A 15,704-nucleotide genomic window follows, 5' to 3' on the forward strand; every position below is an offset into this window, starting at 1 on the left:
ATTCGGTACGCGCAATCCACCGTCGTCGCTAGGTTAAGCGCATAACCATCGGGGTGTCCAGACCCCGAACGGCCTCTGGTGAGGAACCGGGAAGCTAGGTGGAGGCCCGCACGATCAGGTGGGCGACATCGGTCGGCTGGGGAGCGGGCGGTGCCGGATATCCCAGTTCGGTGAGGACAGCGGCGATCGCGGCGTCGGCGACTGCGGCGGGGTTGTACTCCACCGTGGTCAGCGGCGGATCACACAGCGCCCCCATGGGATTGGCGTCGATGCCGATCACGGCGAGGTCGTGCGGGCAGCGCAAACCAGCCTCCCGGAGACCGTGCAACACCAGACCCGCGATCTCGTCGCTCTGCGCGCAGACCGCGGTCACTCCGTCGCGTACCCAGCCGGTGACCACCTCGGCCGCGCTGCTCGCGGTGACCTCGTCCACCGTGATCGGCGGCAGGTCGTGCGCACGCGCGGCGTCGACGATTCCCTGGAGCCAATAGTCGCCGAGGGCACGCCATTTGGCGACGTCGGTGCGTCCGAACGCGATCCTGTGGTGCCCACGCGAGACCAGGTGATCGACGCGCAACGCCCCGACAGTGAGCAAGGGATCGCCGAGCGCGGGCAGCAGCCCGATCTCGATCAAGGGGACCTTCGCGGCCCGCACCTTGCCGCGTGCGTCACTGCTCAACGGGAACAGGCTCACTACCGCGATCGGATCGAGATTGTCGATCGCGTCGATGACTCGCTCGTGGTCCTCGGTCTCGAAGATCTGCACCTGGAGCAAACCGTGCTGTGCCAGTGCGGTGGCCATCAGGCTGCCCGCCTGAATCGGCATGTCGCCCACCGCGACCCGTGGCAGCACGGAGAGCACCACCCCGCTCCCGCCACGCGCGAGATTACGCGCGGCGACATTGGGGCGATAGCCGAGTTGTCCGGCGGCACGGTAGACCGCTTCTCTGGTGCGTGCGGAGATCCGTTTGCCCGCGGAGTTGTTCAGGACGTAGCTGACGGTCGCGGTCGACACGTTCGCCAGCCGGGCTACGTCGGCGTGGGTGGGCCGCGCGCTTTTCCCGACGTTCGTCGCGTCACGATCGGGAACGGGAGCGGCCATGGACTCATGATGGCACCGTCACCGTGGACCTGGCGTGTAGGGGCCGCCGTACGGAGTGGGAACGGTCTGCGGTCCCACCGGGGCCTGCTCGGCGGTCTGCAGGGGGTCGGTGGGCGGTGCGGCGCGAACGGGGTCGTTCGCCGGGCGCGGAGCGTTGCGCGCGCCGCGCGGCATGAGTGTGGGATCCTGGTCGGTGCAGTCCGCGTTGACGTAGGGATACGCGTAATCGGGGACGGAGCCGGGACGCCGTGGCACGTTGTAGTCGCAGGCGTAGCGGGGGTAGATGCTGGCCAGCGCCCAGACTCCGCCGTCGTGGAACGCCGAGGCCACCGCATCGAGAGCCGATCCGGCGCGTTGGCGGGGAAAGAAGAACTCGTCGAGCGCGGGGATCCGGGAATAGGCGACCTGCGAGACGGTGACGAGGTTGCCCAGCAACTGCACCATGGTCGGAGAGTTCTGCGCGAGGATGGTGTCGAGCTCGGTCAGCATCGGCGGTGTCTGCGCGAGCAGCTGTTCGTAGCCGCCGGTCATCGACGCCATGCCGCCGAGCACGCCCGCGAGATTCGCCGACGTCGACCGCAGCGTAGTGCGCCCGTCGTGCAGGGTCGCGACCACGACTCGGCTGTTACGCAGCAGGTTCACGGTGTTCGGCAGCACGGTGTCGAGCGTGGAGATGAGGAACGTGCCGCCGTCGATGATCGCCGCCAGTTTGTCGGGGCCCGCCGGACCGACACCCAGTTCCCGCGAGATGGTCGCGAGCCGGTCGGGAGCGATCTGGGCGAGGGTGCCGCTGAGGCTTTGCAGCATGTCCGACATCGGTACCGGGGTGGAGGTGCGGTCGGCGGTGACCAGCGCGCCGTCGCTCAGATAAGGGCCCTCGTTGCTCGCGGGCAGGAAATCGAGATACTGCTCGCCGGCCGCGGACAGTGCCGCGGCGCGCACCTGCCCCGACACCGAGATCCGAACATCTTCATCGATAGCGGCGACGGCGACCACCTTCTCGTTCACCACCTCGACCGAGTCGACGCGCCCGACGCGCACACCACGCACGGTGACTTCCTGGCCGGGCAGCAACCCGCCCGACTGAGCGAGTTCGACTCTCACCCGATACGGGTTATCGAGTGGATCGACGCCGAAGGTGGACAGCAGCAGGTGCGAACAGGCGCCGGTGAGAACGACGAGCAATCCGAGCAACGAGACAGCGGACCGATGCCGATGCGCGGTGCGGACGACCTCGACGAGTACGCGGGCCGGTGGCTCGATCATGCTTCGCGGGGTCATCGTGGTGCTCCTATCAGCCGACCGCCCAGCCGATCGATCATGTGTTGGAGCGAGCCGACGAAGGCGGTCCAGTCGGTGATATCCGGAGCCCTGCCGCCGAGTCCGCCCGGATTCGCGGGATCGGGAATCGCCAGCTGGGTGACGTCGACCGCGACGTGCCCGTTGGGGCCGCTGATCATCTTGAGCACGATCTTGATCATGTCGTTCACCGTGTCGAGGTCGGCCTCGGGATTGAGGGCCGCGGCGTTGAGTCCCGCGGCCAATTGGTTGATGTTGGCGGCCATGCTCGTATTGTTGGTGCCGGCGACACTGGGGAACCGGGCGAGCTGGGTGGCGATCGTGTGCACGCGATCCACCAGCGTGATCACCGAGTCGGTGTTCTCGGCGAGGACTTCGATGGCTGGTCCGGCCGCGGCGACGGTGTCGGCGAGCGTGGCCTGCTGGGCGGCCACGGTCCCGCTGAGATCGGCCGCGGCGTACAGAACGCCGTTGATCTGGTCGGTGCGGTCGGCGAGGCTGCCCAGCAGTGCTCGGGTCTCGTCGAGCAGCGCGGCGAGCCGGTCGCCGCGGCCCCCGACGTGTTCGCTGAGCGCGGCGACGACCGTGGTGAGGTATTGGATCGTGCCGCCGTTGACCAGAAGTGATGCGCGAGTGAGCATTTCCTCGATCGTCGAGGCCGCCGAGGTCGAGTCCAGCGCGATCGCGCCGCCGTCGTCGAGCATGGCGGTGCCGGGCTCGACGGTCGGCGGCGGCTTCATCGCCACGAAGACATCGCCCATCGGTGTAGCGGATCTCAACTGGGCCGACGTGCCGACGGGCAGCCGTACCGACGAGGTGATGCGCATCGTCACCTCAGCCGTGTAGTCGCGGGCGGACATCGACTCGACCTGGCCGATGTCGGCGCCGTTGAGCGTGACCTTCGCCTTGACAGGCAGGTTGAGGGCGTTGGAGAAGGTCGCGGTGAGTGTGTAGGTGTCGCCACCGAGCCCCGGCGTGGGCAGTGGCAGTTGGTCGAGCCCCACGGCACATCCGGTGGCCGACAAGGTGAGCGCGACGGCGACCCCGAGCCTGAGCACTGTCCGGTTCCGAGGTGTCATCGACCGCTCCTTCCCGCGATTCCCGCCAGGATGGCGGTGATACCGAAATCCGGTCCCATGTCGCGCATGGTGCCGGTAGCGCAGCCGTGGTTCTGCAGTTGCAGCAGATTGCAGACCTCCTTGACCATTTGGCCGTCGAGCAGCAGCCGGTTGACATCCACACCGGCGCGCAGCGCGCGGACATTCGGGTCGACGGAGTTGTAGGCGTTGTCGACGACCATCGGGAACACGTCGAGGAACTGGGCGAGGTTGTAGTCGTAGGCTGCCAGGGAACCGGTCACGGTGTTCGCGTTGGTGACGAGACCGGAAATGGTGCCCTGGTGGCGCCGGAGCAGCTCGGTGACCTGGCCGATGATCCGGTTCAGCGCCGCGCCGGTCGAGCCGGTTCCCAGCTGTTGATCGGCCAGGAAATCGCTGAGTTGCGCTACGGCGCCGCCGAATTCGCGCAGCGTCTGATCATTGCGCGCCGCGGCCGCGGTCAGCTCGTCGAGGTTGGTGACGACGGTGGTGATCGCATTGCGGGTGGCGGCCCCGTTGTCTTCACCCAGTTGCAGTGCCCGGGAGAGCTCACCGAGCGCGGCCCGCATGTCGTCGCCGTTGCCTCGGGTCGCGGCGGACCCCAGGTCGATCAGGTCGGCGACCGGGCCCGCGCCGTTGCCGTCACCACCCAGTGAGGTGGACAACTTCTGCGCCATCGACAGCAGGGCATCGAACTCGACCGGCGACTTCGTCCGCGCCAGATCGAGCACGGCTCCCGATGGCAACGTCGGCCCGCCGCGGTAGACCGGGGTGAGCTCGATGTGGCGGTCGGTGAGCAACGAGTCCGAGATCGTGACGGCCTGCACATCGGCGGGCAGCTGGATCGAGCTGTCGATTCTCATCTCGACTTCGACCTCGGTGCCGCGGGCCTCGATCGAAACGATGCGCCCGACGCGCATTCCGAGCACCGAAACCGGGTTGCCCTCGTACAGGCCGTTGGCATTGGCGAATTCGGCGGTGATGGTGGTGGTTCCCGTGTCGGACCCGACCGAACAACTGGTCAGGCAGGCGGCGGTCACGACGATCGCGGCCAGTTTCAGGCTGGACAGCAGTGTGTTCATCGGCAGTCCTGGAGATAGGGAGCTCGGCCGGACTCGACGGCGACGGCACTCAACGCGCACATCCACGAGTCGACGAAAGCGCCGTCGGGGGCGTTGGCGTTCAGTTCCGCGCCGGTCCCGGTGGCATTGGCGAACATGCGCCAGGGGACGGGAAGGATCTGCAAGATGCTGCGCAGCAGGTCGTCGTGGTCCGCCATCATCGCGGTCATGTCGCGCAGGTCGGTCAGCAGTTGTTCGATTTCGGCGTTCTCACCGACCACGATCGGTTCGAGTCGCTGGACCAGGGTGGTGGTCGCGTCGAGCAGTCGACGCAGTGCGTCCTGACGGGCGAGGATCTGCCGCAGCACGGTGCCGCCCTGCCCCACCACCGAGCCGAGTTCGGCTTGCTGGGTGCGGATCACGGTGCTGACCTGGTCGGTACTGGTGAGCAGGGTGCCGATCTGGTCGCGTCGGGTCGCGATGACGTTCGACAGGGACCGAATGTCGCGCAGGATGCCCGGGACCAGCGACGGCACGCCGTCGAGCCCACGCGACAGCGATGTCATCGACGCGGCGATCTGGTCGGCGTCGAGTTCGTCGAAAGTGGTGGTCGCGTCCTGCAGAGCGGTCTCGAGGTCGTAGGGGACGGTGGTCTGGGACAACGGAATCCGACCGTCGCGCAGTTCGCCGTTGCCGGACGAGGTCAACTCGACATAGCGCGAGCCGAGCAGCGTGGTCAGTTTGATCGCGGCCGCGGCATCGGCGCCCAGGGTGACCTCGTCGTCGACCGACAAGCTCACCTCGACATGGTCGCCGGCGAGCCGTGTGCTGGTCACCGTGCCGACGGGAATGCCTGCCCACGTCACCGGATCACCGGCGGCGATCCCCGCGGCCTGCGCGAAATCGGCTCGCACAGTGCGTGTGCCGAGGTGTAGCGAGTTGATCAGCACCAGCACGAGCAGCACCAGCACGACGGAGAGCACGGCGATGAGGCCGGTCCGTAGCGATTTGTCGGTGGCGATCGCGCCGGAACCGGCGGCGCCCGGGCGTGGCAACAGATTCGAGAGGGTGCGCAGTGGTTTCTTCATGGTCCTACCTACAGATCGCGGAGTGCTGGGGTCGGCCGGTCGGGGAGGCGCCGCCGAGGATCTGCGCGATCACGGGATCGATGCCCGGGATGATGCTGAAACTGATATCGCAGACATAGGCGTTGACGAAAGCGCCGGCGTCGGTGGCCCGGATCATCGACTGGAACAGCTGCGGGAGATTGAAGCCGAGGAACGCGAAACGTTCCTTGCCGTCGACGAAATGACGCGCGAAGCCGGGTTCGCGGTTCATGAACTCCGTCAGCGACGGGCCTGCGCCGTCGATGACAGCGGCGGCGTCGGAGACGACGGTGGAGATCTGCGCGGTCTGGTCCAGCAGCGTGTCGCGGCGGGATTCGAGTGCGTCGAAGATTTTGCGGGTCTGGGTGAAAGTCGTCTGAAGCCCGGCGCTCTGCCCGGCCAACGTGGTCATCACCGCTGACAGATTGTCGATCAGCGCGCCGAGGATCTGGTCGGGTCCGGCGAAGGACTGCACCAGGGTCGCGGTCTCGGTGATCAGTGCTGCGACCGCGCCGTCGTCGCCCTGGAGGGCTCGGATCAACGCGGAGGTCAGATTGTCGACGTCTGCGGGGTCGAGGGCGCTGAACAACGGCTGGAATCCGTTGAGCAACCCCGACAGATCGAAAGACGGTTCGGTGCGATCGAGCGGGATCCGCGCACCGGGCGCCAGGGGCGCCGGATCGCCGGATTCGGCTCTGCTCAGCCCGAGGTAGCGCTGCCCGATCAGATTCTGATAGATGACCGAGGCGATGGTGTTGCCGTACACGGGCTGACCTCGCTGGATCCGGAAGTCGACCTCGGCGTGTGGGCCGAGGATGTCGATGGAGTCGACCCGGCCCACCTGTACTCCGGCGATCCGTACGTCGTCGCCGACACGCAATCCCGAGACATCGCTGAACACGGCGGAATAGGAGTGTGTGTCACCGGTGACATCGCGTTGCAGGGTCACCCGGACCATCCAGATCAGCAGCGCGGAGACGAGCAGAAAAGCGGTCAGTCCGGCGAGGTCGCGTCTACGTTTCACCGTGGTTCTCCGACGGCTGGTGGGGCGGGCACAGTCAGACCGAACAGCTCGGCGAGGCCGGCGGCTTCTTTTGGCAGACCGAGGCTTTCGGCCAGAATTTCGCGCTGCGTGAGCGTGTGCACCGGTTGGTCGGCCGCGCCGATCACCGGTGGGCCCGCAGCGGGTCCGTTCTCGCAGCTCGCACCGGCCAGTTCGCCGTAGCGGGGACAGTCGGTCCGGGTGTATTGCTTGTGCGGAGTGAGTTCGACGATCACTTTGGCGGTGCCGGTCTGGGTGTCGGGTTGCCAGAAGTCGTGCGCGAACACGTGCGCGATCCGCGTCTGCGAGGTCGTCATCTGGACGAAGTTGCCGCTGCCCGCGGCGAGTATCTGCAGCACGGGGCCCAGTCTGGAGTTGAGGTCGATGATGGTCTCGGTCCGGTTGTTCAGTGCGGTGCCGACCGTTTCAGTGGTCGCGATGCCGCCGGTGAGCAGTTCGGTCAATCGGACTCGCTGCTCGGCGACGCTGCGCATCGGCCCGACCGCGCTGTGTAGCGCGGCGAGCAGATCGGGTGCCGATTCCTGGAGTCCCTGCACAGCCTCCGACAGCCCGGTGAGCAGCGCGGGGGAGTCGTCGACGCCCGACAATTCGCCCTGGTAGGCCCGGACGATGCGGGCGAGCTGGGCGGCGGCTGACAGCGCGTCCGCGCCGCGGCCACGGGTCGCTCGTTCGACGGTCTCCAAGATCCCTACGGTGGGATCGGCGTCGGGGCGTCCCACGGCGTCGACGATGCGACTCAACGCGGTGAGCGAGGTCTGCAACTGCACGCTGGCCCGGCTGTGGTCCTCCGGTATCGACGCTCCCGGCCTCAACGCGGGGCCCGGTCCGTTGTCGATGAGCTGGACCGAGGGCACCGCGAACACGTTGCTCGGGACGACGCGCGCCGTCACCGTCGCCGGAATCGCGGCGGCGTGCGCGGGGATCAGCTCGATGTGAACCTTGTTGGGGCGGGTGCCGTCCGAGGCAACCACATCCTGCACTGACCCGACCAGCACGCCGTGATATTTGACATCGGATCGTTTCGGCAACCCGTCACCGACGTCGACGAGCAACGCGGTGACCGCGACCGTCTCCGCGAACGCGCCTTCCGAACGGGCGACCATCACCGCGACGGTGGCGACAACGACAGTCAGCGCGGCCATCCCACGCACGAACAACTTGGTGTTGCTCAGGTGCCTGTCGTCGGATTCGAACACTATCGACATCGCACTACCCACTGATCCTGGAGCCGGCGTCGAAACCCCACAGCGCCAACGTCATCAACAAATTCACCGAGATCATCACGGTGATGCTCGCGCGCATCGCCCGACCGGCCGCGACACCGACCCCTTGCGGCCCGCCGCGCGCGTAGTAGCCGAAGTAGCACTGGATCGTGGTGGTGATGGTGACGAACACGATCGCCTTCAGCAGCGAGTACACGACGTCGGTGCCGCTGAGCACCAGGTCGAAATAGTGGGCGTAGGTTCCGAACGATTGTCCGCCGACGAGCCCGACGAACAGTTCGACGGCGAGGTAGTCCGCGGCCAGCGCGGCCAGGTACAAGGGGATGATCGCCACGATCGAGGCGATCAACCGCGTCGAGACCAGGAAGGGGACCGGGCGGATCGCGATCGCGTCGAGGGCGTCGATCTCCTCGGCGATCCGCATCGCGCCGAGCTGTGCGGTGAACCGGCACCCAGCCTGCGCGGCGAAGGCGATCGAAGCCATGATCGGAGCGAGTTCACGAGTCGCCGCGGTCGCGGCGATCATTCCGGTCGCGGGCTCCATGCCGAGCAGCTTCAACGCGTTGAAGCCCTCGATGCCGACGATCCCGCCTGCGGCGGCGCCCAGGATGATCATCACTCCCGCCGTTCCGCCACCGACGATGAGCGAGCCGTTGCCCCAGGTCACATCGGACAGGATGCGCAGGGATTCGCGGCTGTAGTGGCGCAGGGCCACGGGTATGGAGACCACCGCGCGCACGAAAAAGGTGAACATGTGCCCGAATCGGATGACACCGTGCCACGGCCCGGCCGCCACACTGAGCGCGACTCGCACTCCGGGAGGGCGATAAACGCTGGCCATTACAGGGTCGTCCTCGGGAACAGCATCGTGTAGATCTGGGTGAATCCGAGGTTGACGACCATCAGCACCACAATCGAAGCCACCACGGCGGCATTGACCGAATTCGCCACGCCACCGGGCCCACCCCGGGTGTTGAGGCCCTTCTCGCACGCGATGACGACGACGATCACGCCGAACACCGCGGCCTTGACCATCGCCAGGTACAGATCACCGGAAGTGGCGAAGGAGGAGAAGGTCGCCATGTAGCTGCCCGGAGTTCCGTCCTGGACATAGACATTGAACAGGTAGCCGGCCAGAAACCCGACGAAACAGCTGACTGCGGTGAGCGCCATCGCGATGAGGATCCCGGCGGCCAGTCGCGGCACCACGAGCCTGCGCAACACCGAGACCCCCATCACCTCCATGGCGTCGATCTCCTCGCGGATCTTGCGCGAGCCCAGATCGGCGCACAGCGCCGAACCCACCGCCGCGGCCAGCAGAATCGCGGTGACCAGTGGCGCCGACTGACGGATCACGGCCAGGCCGCTCGCGGCACCGGCCAGTGCCGTCGCACCGACTTGTCCTGCCAGCAAACCGAATTGGATGGACAGGGTCGCACTGATCGGCACCGCCACGGCCACCGTCGGCAGCAGCGATGTCTTCACCATGAACGCCGCCTGCCCGACGAATTCGTCGAAGGGAAAGCGTCGCGCCACGATGTCGGTGGCGAGATAGCGGAATGCGTCCCGGCCGAGTTCGACCTGTCTTCCGACGGTTTGTAGCGAGGCGATCGGGTGTCGCCGGGAGTATTGCTTCGACCAGTCCTTGATCTCGGTGACCGCGGATGCGCTGGGTTCCACAGCGAACCTCCTCTTTCCGGTGTAGATGTCTCGCTAGCGCGGTGTGGGCGCGGCGAGTTCGCGCAGAGAGGACAGGAACAGTTCGTCCATGTGCGGGCTCAGTTCGCTCAGGGTCGCGGCGTTGGCATGGCCCGCGGAGCCGAAGACGCGTGCGAGGGCGTCGGCGGGCGTGGTGGAGCCGATGGACAGGCACAGGCAGGCCACGCCCTCGGCGCGCAGCTCCTCGAGTGCCTTCGCGGCATCCGCTTCGGCGTAGCGACCCTCGTAGCCGCCGTCGTAGGGACAGCCGTCCGACAGCACGACCAACAGCCGATTCTGCGTACCCGCTTGGTTTTTGAGAATCTCGCCCGCGCCGCGGATGCCTGCACCCAGCCGGGTGTAGTTCGAGGGCTGAAGCTGATTGAGTCTGGCTCGTCCGACGGCGCCGAACCGCTGATCGAAGGTTTTGATCGCGGGCAGGTACACCGCGTGGCGGCCCTCGGAGCGGAAGGCGTACACCGCGACACGGTCCCCGAGCTCTTCGAGCGTGACGGCCATGGTCGCGGCCGCCCGCCGCTGATGGTCGTGCACGGACAGACCCGCCAGATCGGCATCGGTGGCCGATCCGGACGCATCGAGCAGGATCATCACGCCGAGATTGCGCTCGAGCTTGCGGTGTTCGAGGTACACGTTCTCCGGGCGTGAGTATCCCGAACGCAGATCGACGAACAGATCGATGAGCGCCTCGATATCGAGCTCGTCACCATCGGGGCGCCCGCGCAGCACCTTCGGACCCAGGCCCACCCGAGCCAGCCGCCGTCGGAGCACATCGTCTTCGGGCACACGCGCGGCCGAGATATCCGTGGGAACCGTCAGCGGGAAATCGACGACTCGGCACCAATCCGGTTTGTACCGGTCGTTGAAGACGTCCCACTCGGGATAGAGGGCGCCGCCGATGCCCGCGGCAGCGCCGGGCTTGTCGGCATCGGTGAACTTGATCCGGGTGGGCAGCGGCCGGGCATTCGGTCCGACCATTCGCGCCCGGCGCACCGCACTGGCCGGCGCTTCGGCGCCGGCAGGCCCGTCACCGTCGGAACGTGAGTTGCCCATCGTCTTGCGGAAGAAATCCATCACCGACTTGCCGCTGAAGAGGGGATTCTCGAAGAGTTTGAGAATCTTGCTCTCCTCGGACTTCTCGACGTTGTCCTCGACCTCGTCGTCGGCCTCGGGTATCTCGCTGAGATCGAATTCCAGGCGCAGCTCTCGGTCGGTCGCCCGTCCGCCCGGACCAGGATCCGACGCCACCAACTGGGAGGGTTTGATGGTGCCGAACCACTCCGGCGGCTCGTCGACTTTCCGCTTTCCCTTGGCCGCCGCGAGTGATTCCGCGGCGCTCGCCGTGCTCGGTTCTGCCTCGAGGCCGAGTCCGGCGGCGAGTGGAAGCCGCCCAGCCAGTTCGGCGAGCACGCGATGGCCTTCGAGGGCCAGGTAGCGCCGCGCTGTCGAGGGACGCCCCCGCAGTGACCTCACCAGTGCCGGATCCAGGCTCCCGGCACCGAGCAGCGCGCTCTGCACGAGTACTTCGCGCCGCTGCTCGGTACCGGTACCGTCGCCCGAAACGAACACGATCTGCCCGTTCGTATACGGCGTCCCGCCCGCCGGCAGCTCTGCGATACCCACAGACCTGCCGGCGAGGTAGGTGGCGAGGAGCCGGTACCGCTCCGGCCCGCTCGGATCGTTGTCGATCATGGCCGCGGCAGCACGGCGTCGACGAGTTCGCCGAGGGCGGCAACGATATCCGCGTCATCGGACAGCGCCTGCACAACAGCCGATTGCACGGCGGTGCGCAGGTTCAGCCCGCCCGCGACGAGGCCACCGGCGAGGATCAGCATCCGGGTGGAGGACACCTCGCGCAGCGGCGAGTTGTCCAGGTTTCGGATGGCGCTGCCGACCGCGACCAGTGCCCGCGCGGTCTCCTCGTCGACCCCGGCTTCGTGGGCGACTACCTCGCGCTCGATTTCGGGGGGCGGGAAGCCGAGTTCGATAGCGACGAATCGCTGCCGAGTCGACTCCTTCAGGTTCTTCAGGACGCTCTGGTAACCGGGGTTGTAGGAGATCACCAGCTGAAACCCGGGCGCTGCGGGCAATGTCACCCCGAGCCGGTCGACCGGAAGTTCGCGGCGGTGATCGGCGAGCGGATGGATCACCACGGTGGTGTCCTGGCGCGCCTCCACGACCTCGTCCAGATAGAAGATGGCGCCCGACCGCACGGCCCGCGTCAACGGACCGTCCACCCAGACCGTTTCGCCGCCCTTGAGCAGGAAACGGCCCACCAGGTCCGCCGAGGTCATGTCCTCGTGGCCGGCTACGGTGATCAGCTCCCGGCCGAGCTCGGCGGCCATGGTTTCCACGAAGCGGGTCTTACCGCAGCCCGTCGGGCCTTTGAGGAGAAGCGGAAGACCGCCGACGGCCGCCGCGCGAAACACCTCTACTTCGTCACCGACCGCACGGTAGAACGGTGACCGCGGAACATCGAGTACAGCGCTGGATCGACTGGTCATGTCAGTTTCCTTTGTCGGTGTCGGCGAAGGGAATGATCTTCGGCAGCTCCGCACCGTCGGGCAAGACGAGTTTGCCGGTCGAATCTATGTAGCCGCTGTGCCGGAAGGGAATCGGCAGATCAGGATGGGGGCAGAGCCGGTCGGTTCCTTCGCCGCAGATACCCATGTTGAAGTACGAGCGCTTCTGGATATCCTCGGGCCACGGATCGGTGTGCAGGGCGAAGAACTGCGCGGGAAGGTTGTAGCCCACGAAGAAGAATGTGCTGACCGCCGCGAAGATCGCGAGGAAGCGCGTGAACTGTTGCCTGACGAATCCGCCATGGATCTGATCCAGGCCACGTTCGACGATGGTCCGGCCACGGTCGTCGGTGAAATAGCGCAGCGAGCAGAGGCCGGCCTGAACTCCGCCCCACATGAGTCCTTCATACAGCGGCCACTGATAATAGGTGCCCGCGTTGATCGACCATGCCTGGAGTGCGCCGGGGTAGGTGAAAAGACCCATCGGCATAAGAAACAGACCTTCGATGATGAGATCGAAGAAGAATGTCCAGACGAGGAGCACGCCGATCAATCCCATAGTGCTGATATTCGGGAACCGCTGCTTGGTCTTTCGCATCACCCAGCAGCCGAGGATCGTGCACAGCAGGACGCCGTAGGAGTAGCCCGGTGCGTTCATCAGGATCGGTTCGGCCATCATGGCGCCTGGTTCGCCATAGGATTGCCAGCCCGGCACGTCCTGCACCCACGAGCCCATATTGAACATCCAGGTGTTGTACGTACTCCACGTATTGAAGTAGTTCAGCAGTGGATCCTGGAAGAACATCAGGCCGCAGGCCACGAACAGCATGCCGTCGAGGGTTATTCGCCGCTCTCGCAGCCACGGCCGAATGATGAAGAAATACATGCCGATCGGCAGACCGAGCAGGATAACCGCGGTCCAGACGGTGAGAATCACCTTCATGAAAGTCGGCGGATCGCTCGGTCCGGTGGGCACCCGTTCGAAATTGGGGCCGGTGATCCAGCGCAGCCACACATATATCTGCAGGGCGAGGATCAACCCGCCGAGAGTGGCCCAGATTTTGACCGCATTGCTGGTGGACTGAATTTTCGCGCCGAGGGTGGCCACGTTGCCGAGCGGCTCGGTGACAGTGGTGCCCCTTTTCGGCTCCGACGGTCCGCTCACAGCGCACCTCCTCGGGCAATTGTTGGGATCCGACGCGCGTCGATACGCTCGAAATTCGGAATGGAATCGGCGATGGCCGTGGAAGTCGATGAGGGAGTCATCGGTCACTCTCCTGAAGTATCCGTACGTCCAGAAATATACCACTGAGAATCTCAGATACTAGGGGGTTTCTTAGATTCGTGGCATAATCGCTGGTATGGCTGAACGTTGGACCCGAGAGCGGAGACTCGAGCACACCAGGGGGTTGCTCCTGGAGGCTGCCGAAGAAGTATTCGCCGAAAAGGGTTTCGCAGCGGCAACACTCGATGACATCGCCCATGCCGCCGGCTACACCAAAGGCGCGATCTACAAGCACTTCGCCACCAAGGAAGAACTGTTCCTCGGGGTGAACGATCGGTACATGCAGCGCTACTTCGATACCTTCACCGAGGTGTTGGCGGCGGCTTCGAATGTGGGAACCGAAGAGTTGGACCGAGTCGGTGAGCTGTGGCGTCGGCTCGGCGCCGACCGCGGTACCGACCACGCCGCCCTCGGTATGGAATTCACGTTGTATCTGCTGCGCAACCCCGAGGTTCGGGCACGGGTGGCCGTCCGGCGCGAAGAGACCGTAGAAGCGTTGGGGCAGTTCATCATCGAGAATCTCGACCGACTGGGCGCGACCTCGCTGATCCCGCCGATGACGATGGCGAGGGTGCTCATCCACACGACGCCCTCCGTCGTGCTCGGCACCGAACTCGACAGCGTCGACCTCTACGGGCCGATTCTCGAGATGTACATGTCGGCCATCAAGCTGCCCTGATCGCGAATCCCTGCCCCGATCGCTCATGAGCTGCGGATTCCGCTCGGTGGGGCGCCGGCGCGGGCGGCGCCGCTATCTTTGCGCGGCACTGGGGCATTCGTTTGCGAGCGAATCGAGAGCGACACCGTGTCGAGGTAGCCTTCGAGGCCCTCGGTTCCGAACTCGCGGCCGATGCCGCTGTTCTTGACTCCGCCGAACGGCGCCACCGGATCCATGCTGTAGGGCTCGTTGATGCCGAGGGTGCCCGCGCGCACTCGGCGGGCGATCGCCGTGGCGCGTTCGATGTCGGGTGACCACACCGAACCCGAGAGCCCGTACTCGCTGTCATTGGCGAGGCGGAGCGCGTGTTCGTCGTCGGTGTAGGCGATCACGCTCAGTACGGGACCGAAGATCTCCTCCTGCGCGATCCTCATGGAGTTGTCCACGTCGGCGAACAGGGTGGGCCGGACGTACCAGCCGCGCTCGACGCCCTCGGGCAGGTCGGTGCCGCCGACGAGTAGACGGGCACCTTCGCGCTGCCCCAGGTCGATGTACTCCAGAACTCGCTGCTGTTGGCGGTGCGAGACCATCGGACCGACCCGGGTCGCGGGATCGAACGGGTCTCCGACCGTGAGGTTTTCGATCACACTCGCCAGCGCGTCGACGAATTCGTCGCAACGGCGCTGGGGGACCAACACCCGGGTCTGGGCGACGCAGGCCTGTCCGCTGTTCATCAGCCCGGCCACCATCATGCCGGTGGCCACGGCGTCGGGATCGGCGTCGTCGAGAACCACCGCGGCGGATTTGCCGCCGAGTTCGAGACTGACCCTGCGCAGTGCCGCACCGCAGACCTCGGCGACTTGCCTACCCGCCCCGGTGGATCCGGTGAACGAGACCTTGTCCACACCCGGATGCGAGACCAGGTACCGGCCGACTTCGCGCCCTGCCGGCAAGATGCTGACCACCCCGGGGGGCAACCCGACCTGATCCAGGAGCTCGGCCATGTGCTGCGCGTCCAGCGCCGTCTCCGGAGACGGCTTGAGTACCACCGTGCATCCGGCGAGCAGCGCCGGAATCAACTTCCCCACGAGCAGGAACATCGGCATGTTCCAAGGAATGATCGCGGCCACGACCCCGACGGGTTCGTGGCCGACGACCACGTCACGGCCGAGGAACCCCGCTCTGGTCTCCTGCCAGTGGTAATCGGCGGCGATGTCGGCGAAAGCGCTGATCATGATGCCGGGCAGCTTGGCGTGCGCCGAGCGCGAGAAGGTGATCGGCGCACCCATTTCGGTGGTGATCAGTTGTGCGAGTTCGTCTTCACGTGCGCGGTAACACCGCGCCAACTCGCGGACGATCGCCACGCGCGCCTGTGGGTCCATGCGAGGCCATGGCCCCGTGTCGAATGCCTCGCGTGCGGCCGCGACCGCACGATCGACATCCGCGGTCGTCGGGTCGGCGACCCGCGCGATGACCTGCTCGGTGTGCGGCGAGATCACCTCGATCGTCTCGCCGGCGGCGGGGTCGACCCATTGTCCGCCGATATAGAGCTGATGACGTGGCGACATTGCT

14 protein-coding genes are annotated in these 15,704 nt (G+C 66.1%); 1 reads left to right on the plus strand and 13 read right to left on the minus strand.

Translation table 11 applies throughout. The features are described 5' to 3' along the window. Positions 1-94: 94 nt before the first annotated feature. From IBJ82_RS22910 to IBJ82_RS22965, 12 genes are read right to left on the minus strand one after another with little or no spacing between them, the layout of a single operon-like run. Positions 95-1,102 (minus strand): LacI family DNA-binding transcriptional regulator, encoded by a 1,008-nt coding sequence (locus IBJ82_RS22910; protein WP_194828020.1) that lies wholly within the window; start codon positions 1,100-1,102, stop codon positions 95-97. 18 nt (positions 1,103-1,120) lie between these two features. Further along, entirely contained in the window at positions 1,121-2,383 is a 1,263-nt protein-coding gene (locus IBJ82_RS22915) for an MlaD family protein (protein ID WP_194828021.1), read from the minus strand. Then, positions 2,380-3,480 (minus strand): MlaD family protein, encoded by a 1,101-nt coding sequence (locus IBJ82_RS22920; RefSeq protein ID WP_194828022.1) that lies wholly within the window; start codon positions 3,478-3,480, stop codon positions 2,380-2,382. The genes IBJ82_RS22915 and IBJ82_RS22920 overlap by 4 nt, the downstream gene beginning before the upstream one ends. Beyond that, a complete protein-coding gene (locus IBJ82_RS22925) occupies positions 3,477-4,580 on the minus strand; it encodes an MCE family protein (protein WP_194828023.1) in 1,104 nt (367 codons plus the stop codon). The genes IBJ82_RS22920 and IBJ82_RS22925 overlap by 4 nt, the downstream gene beginning before the upstream one ends. Then, positions 4,577-5,647, minus strand: coding sequence for an MCE family protein (locus IBJ82_RS22930; protein ID WP_194828024.1), 1,071 nt, complete (start codon positions 5,645-5,647; stop codon positions 4,577-4,579). The genes IBJ82_RS22925 and IBJ82_RS22930 overlap by 4 nt, the downstream gene beginning before the upstream one ends. A gap of 4 nt (positions 5,648-5,651) precedes the next feature. After that, a complete protein-coding gene (locus IBJ82_RS22935) occupies positions 5,652-6,689 on the minus strand; it encodes an MlaD family protein (RefSeq protein ID WP_194828025.1) in 1,038 nt (345 codons plus the stop codon). Next, positions 6,686-7,933: an MlaD family protein gene (locus IBJ82_RS22940; protein WP_194828026.1), complete on the minus strand. Its 1,248-nt coding sequence runs from the start codon at positions 7,931-7,933 to the stop codon at positions 6,686-6,688. The genes IBJ82_RS22935 and IBJ82_RS22940 overlap by 4 nt, the downstream gene beginning before the upstream one ends. A 4-nt stretch (positions 7,934-7,937) precedes the next feature. Beyond that, the gene (locus tag IBJ82_RS22945; RefSeq protein ID WP_194828027.1) at positions 7,938-8,792 is read right to left on the minus strand and encodes an ABC transporter permease; all 855 of its coding nucleotides are present in this window, start codon (positions 8,790-8,792) and stop codon (positions 7,938-7,940) included. Beyond that, on the minus strand, positions 8,792-9,631 hold the full coding sequence (locus tag IBJ82_RS22950; RefSeq protein ID WP_370585437.1) for an MlaE family ABC transporter permease: 840 nt from the start codon (positions 9,629-9,631) through the stop codon (positions 8,792-8,794). Before IBJ82_RS22950 ends, IBJ82_RS22945 begins: the two co-directional genes overlap by 1 nt. Before the next feature lie 33 nt (positions 9,632-9,664). After that, on the minus strand, positions 9,665-11,359 hold the full coding sequence (locus IBJ82_RS22955; RefSeq protein WP_194828028.1) for a nitric oxide reductase activation protein NorD: 1,695 nt from the start codon (positions 11,357-11,359) through the stop codon (positions 9,665-9,667). Further along, positions 11,356-12,171: a CbbQ/NirQ/NorQ/GpvN family protein gene (locus IBJ82_RS22960; RefSeq protein WP_194828029.1), complete on the minus strand. Its 816-nt coding sequence runs from the start codon at positions 12,169-12,171 to the stop codon at positions 11,356-11,358. Before IBJ82_RS22960 ends, IBJ82_RS22955 begins: the two co-directional genes overlap by 4 nt. 1 nt (position 12,172) lies before the next feature. Continuing rightward, entirely contained in the window at positions 12,173-13,297 is a 1,125-nt protein-coding gene (locus IBJ82_RS22965) for a spirocyclase AveC family protein (RefSeq protein WP_370585469.1), read from the minus strand. Positions 13,298-13,550: 253 nt separating this feature from the next. On the opposite strand from IBJ82_RS22965, the gene IBJ82_RS22970 reads away from it, so the two are divergent. After that, a complete protein-coding gene (locus IBJ82_RS22970; protein WP_194828031.1) occupies positions 13,551-14,153 on the plus strand; it encodes a TetR/AcrR family transcriptional regulator in 603 nt (200 codons plus the stop codon). 23 nt (positions 14,154-14,176) lie between these two features. Here IBJ82_RS22970 and IBJ82_RS22975 read toward each other — a convergent pair whose 3' ends face one another. Continuing rightward, positions 14,177-15,700, minus strand: coding sequence for an aldehyde dehydrogenase (locus tag IBJ82_RS22975; RefSeq protein WP_194828032.1), 1,524 nt, complete (start codon positions 15,698-15,700; stop codon positions 14,177-14,179). Positions 15,701-15,704: the final 4 nt, after the last annotated feature.

It is taken from the genome of Nocardia sp. XZ_19_231, from assembly GCF_015355705.1.
GTDB lineage: Bacteria > Actinomycetota > Actinomycetes > Mycobacteriales > Mycobacteriaceae > Nocardia > Nocardia salmonicida.

What these genes read in the sequence shown, in the direction of transcription:
- IBJ82_RS22925 (WP_194828023.1), bottom strand. Translation starts at nt 4,580, where the DNA reads ATGAACACACTGCTGTCCAGCCTGAAACTGGCCGCGATCGTCGTGACC.
- IBJ82_RS22955 (WP_194828028.1), bottom strand. Translation starts at nt 11,359, where the DNA reads ATGATCGACAACGATCCGAGCGGGCCGGAGCGGTACCGGCTCCTCGCC.
- IBJ82_RS22940 (WP_194828026.1), bottom strand. Translation starts at nt 7,933, where the DNA reads ATGTCGATAGTGTTCGAATCCGACGACAGGCACCTGAGCAACACCAAG.
- IBJ82_RS22915 (WP_194828021.1), bottom strand. Translation starts at nt 2,383, where the DNA reads ATGACCCCGCGAAGCATGATCGAGCCACCGGCCCGCGTACTCGTCGAG.
- IBJ82_RS22930 (WP_194828024.1), bottom strand. Translation starts at nt 5,647, where the DNA reads ATGAAGAAACCACTGCGCACCCTCTCGAATCTGTTGCCACGCCCGGGC.
- IBJ82_RS22970 (WP_194828031.1), top strand. Translation starts at nt 13,551, where the DNA reads ATGGCTGAACGTTGGACCCGAGAGCGGAGACTCGAGCACACCAGGGGG.
- IBJ82_RS22920 (WP_194828022.1), bottom strand. Translation starts at nt 3,480, where the DNA reads ATGACACCTCGGAACCGGACAGTGCTCAGGCTCGGGGTCGCCGTCGCG.
- IBJ82_RS22910 (WP_194828020.1), bottom strand. Translation starts at nt 1,102, where the DNA reads ATGGCCGCTCCCGTTCCCGATCGTGACGCGACGAACGTCGGGAAAAGC.
- IBJ82_RS22975 (WP_194828032.1), bottom strand. Translation starts at nt 15,700, where the DNA reads ATGTCGCCACGTCATCAGCTCTATATCGGCGGACAATGGGTCGACCCC.
- IBJ82_RS22945 (WP_194828027.1), bottom strand. Translation starts at nt 8,792, where the DNA reads ATGGCCAGCGTTTATCGCCCTCCCGGAGTGCGAGTCGCGCTCAGTGTG.
- IBJ82_RS22960 (WP_194828029.1), bottom strand. Translation starts at nt 12,171, where the DNA reads ATGACCAGTCGATCCAGCGCTGTACTCGATGTTCCGCGGTCACCGTTC.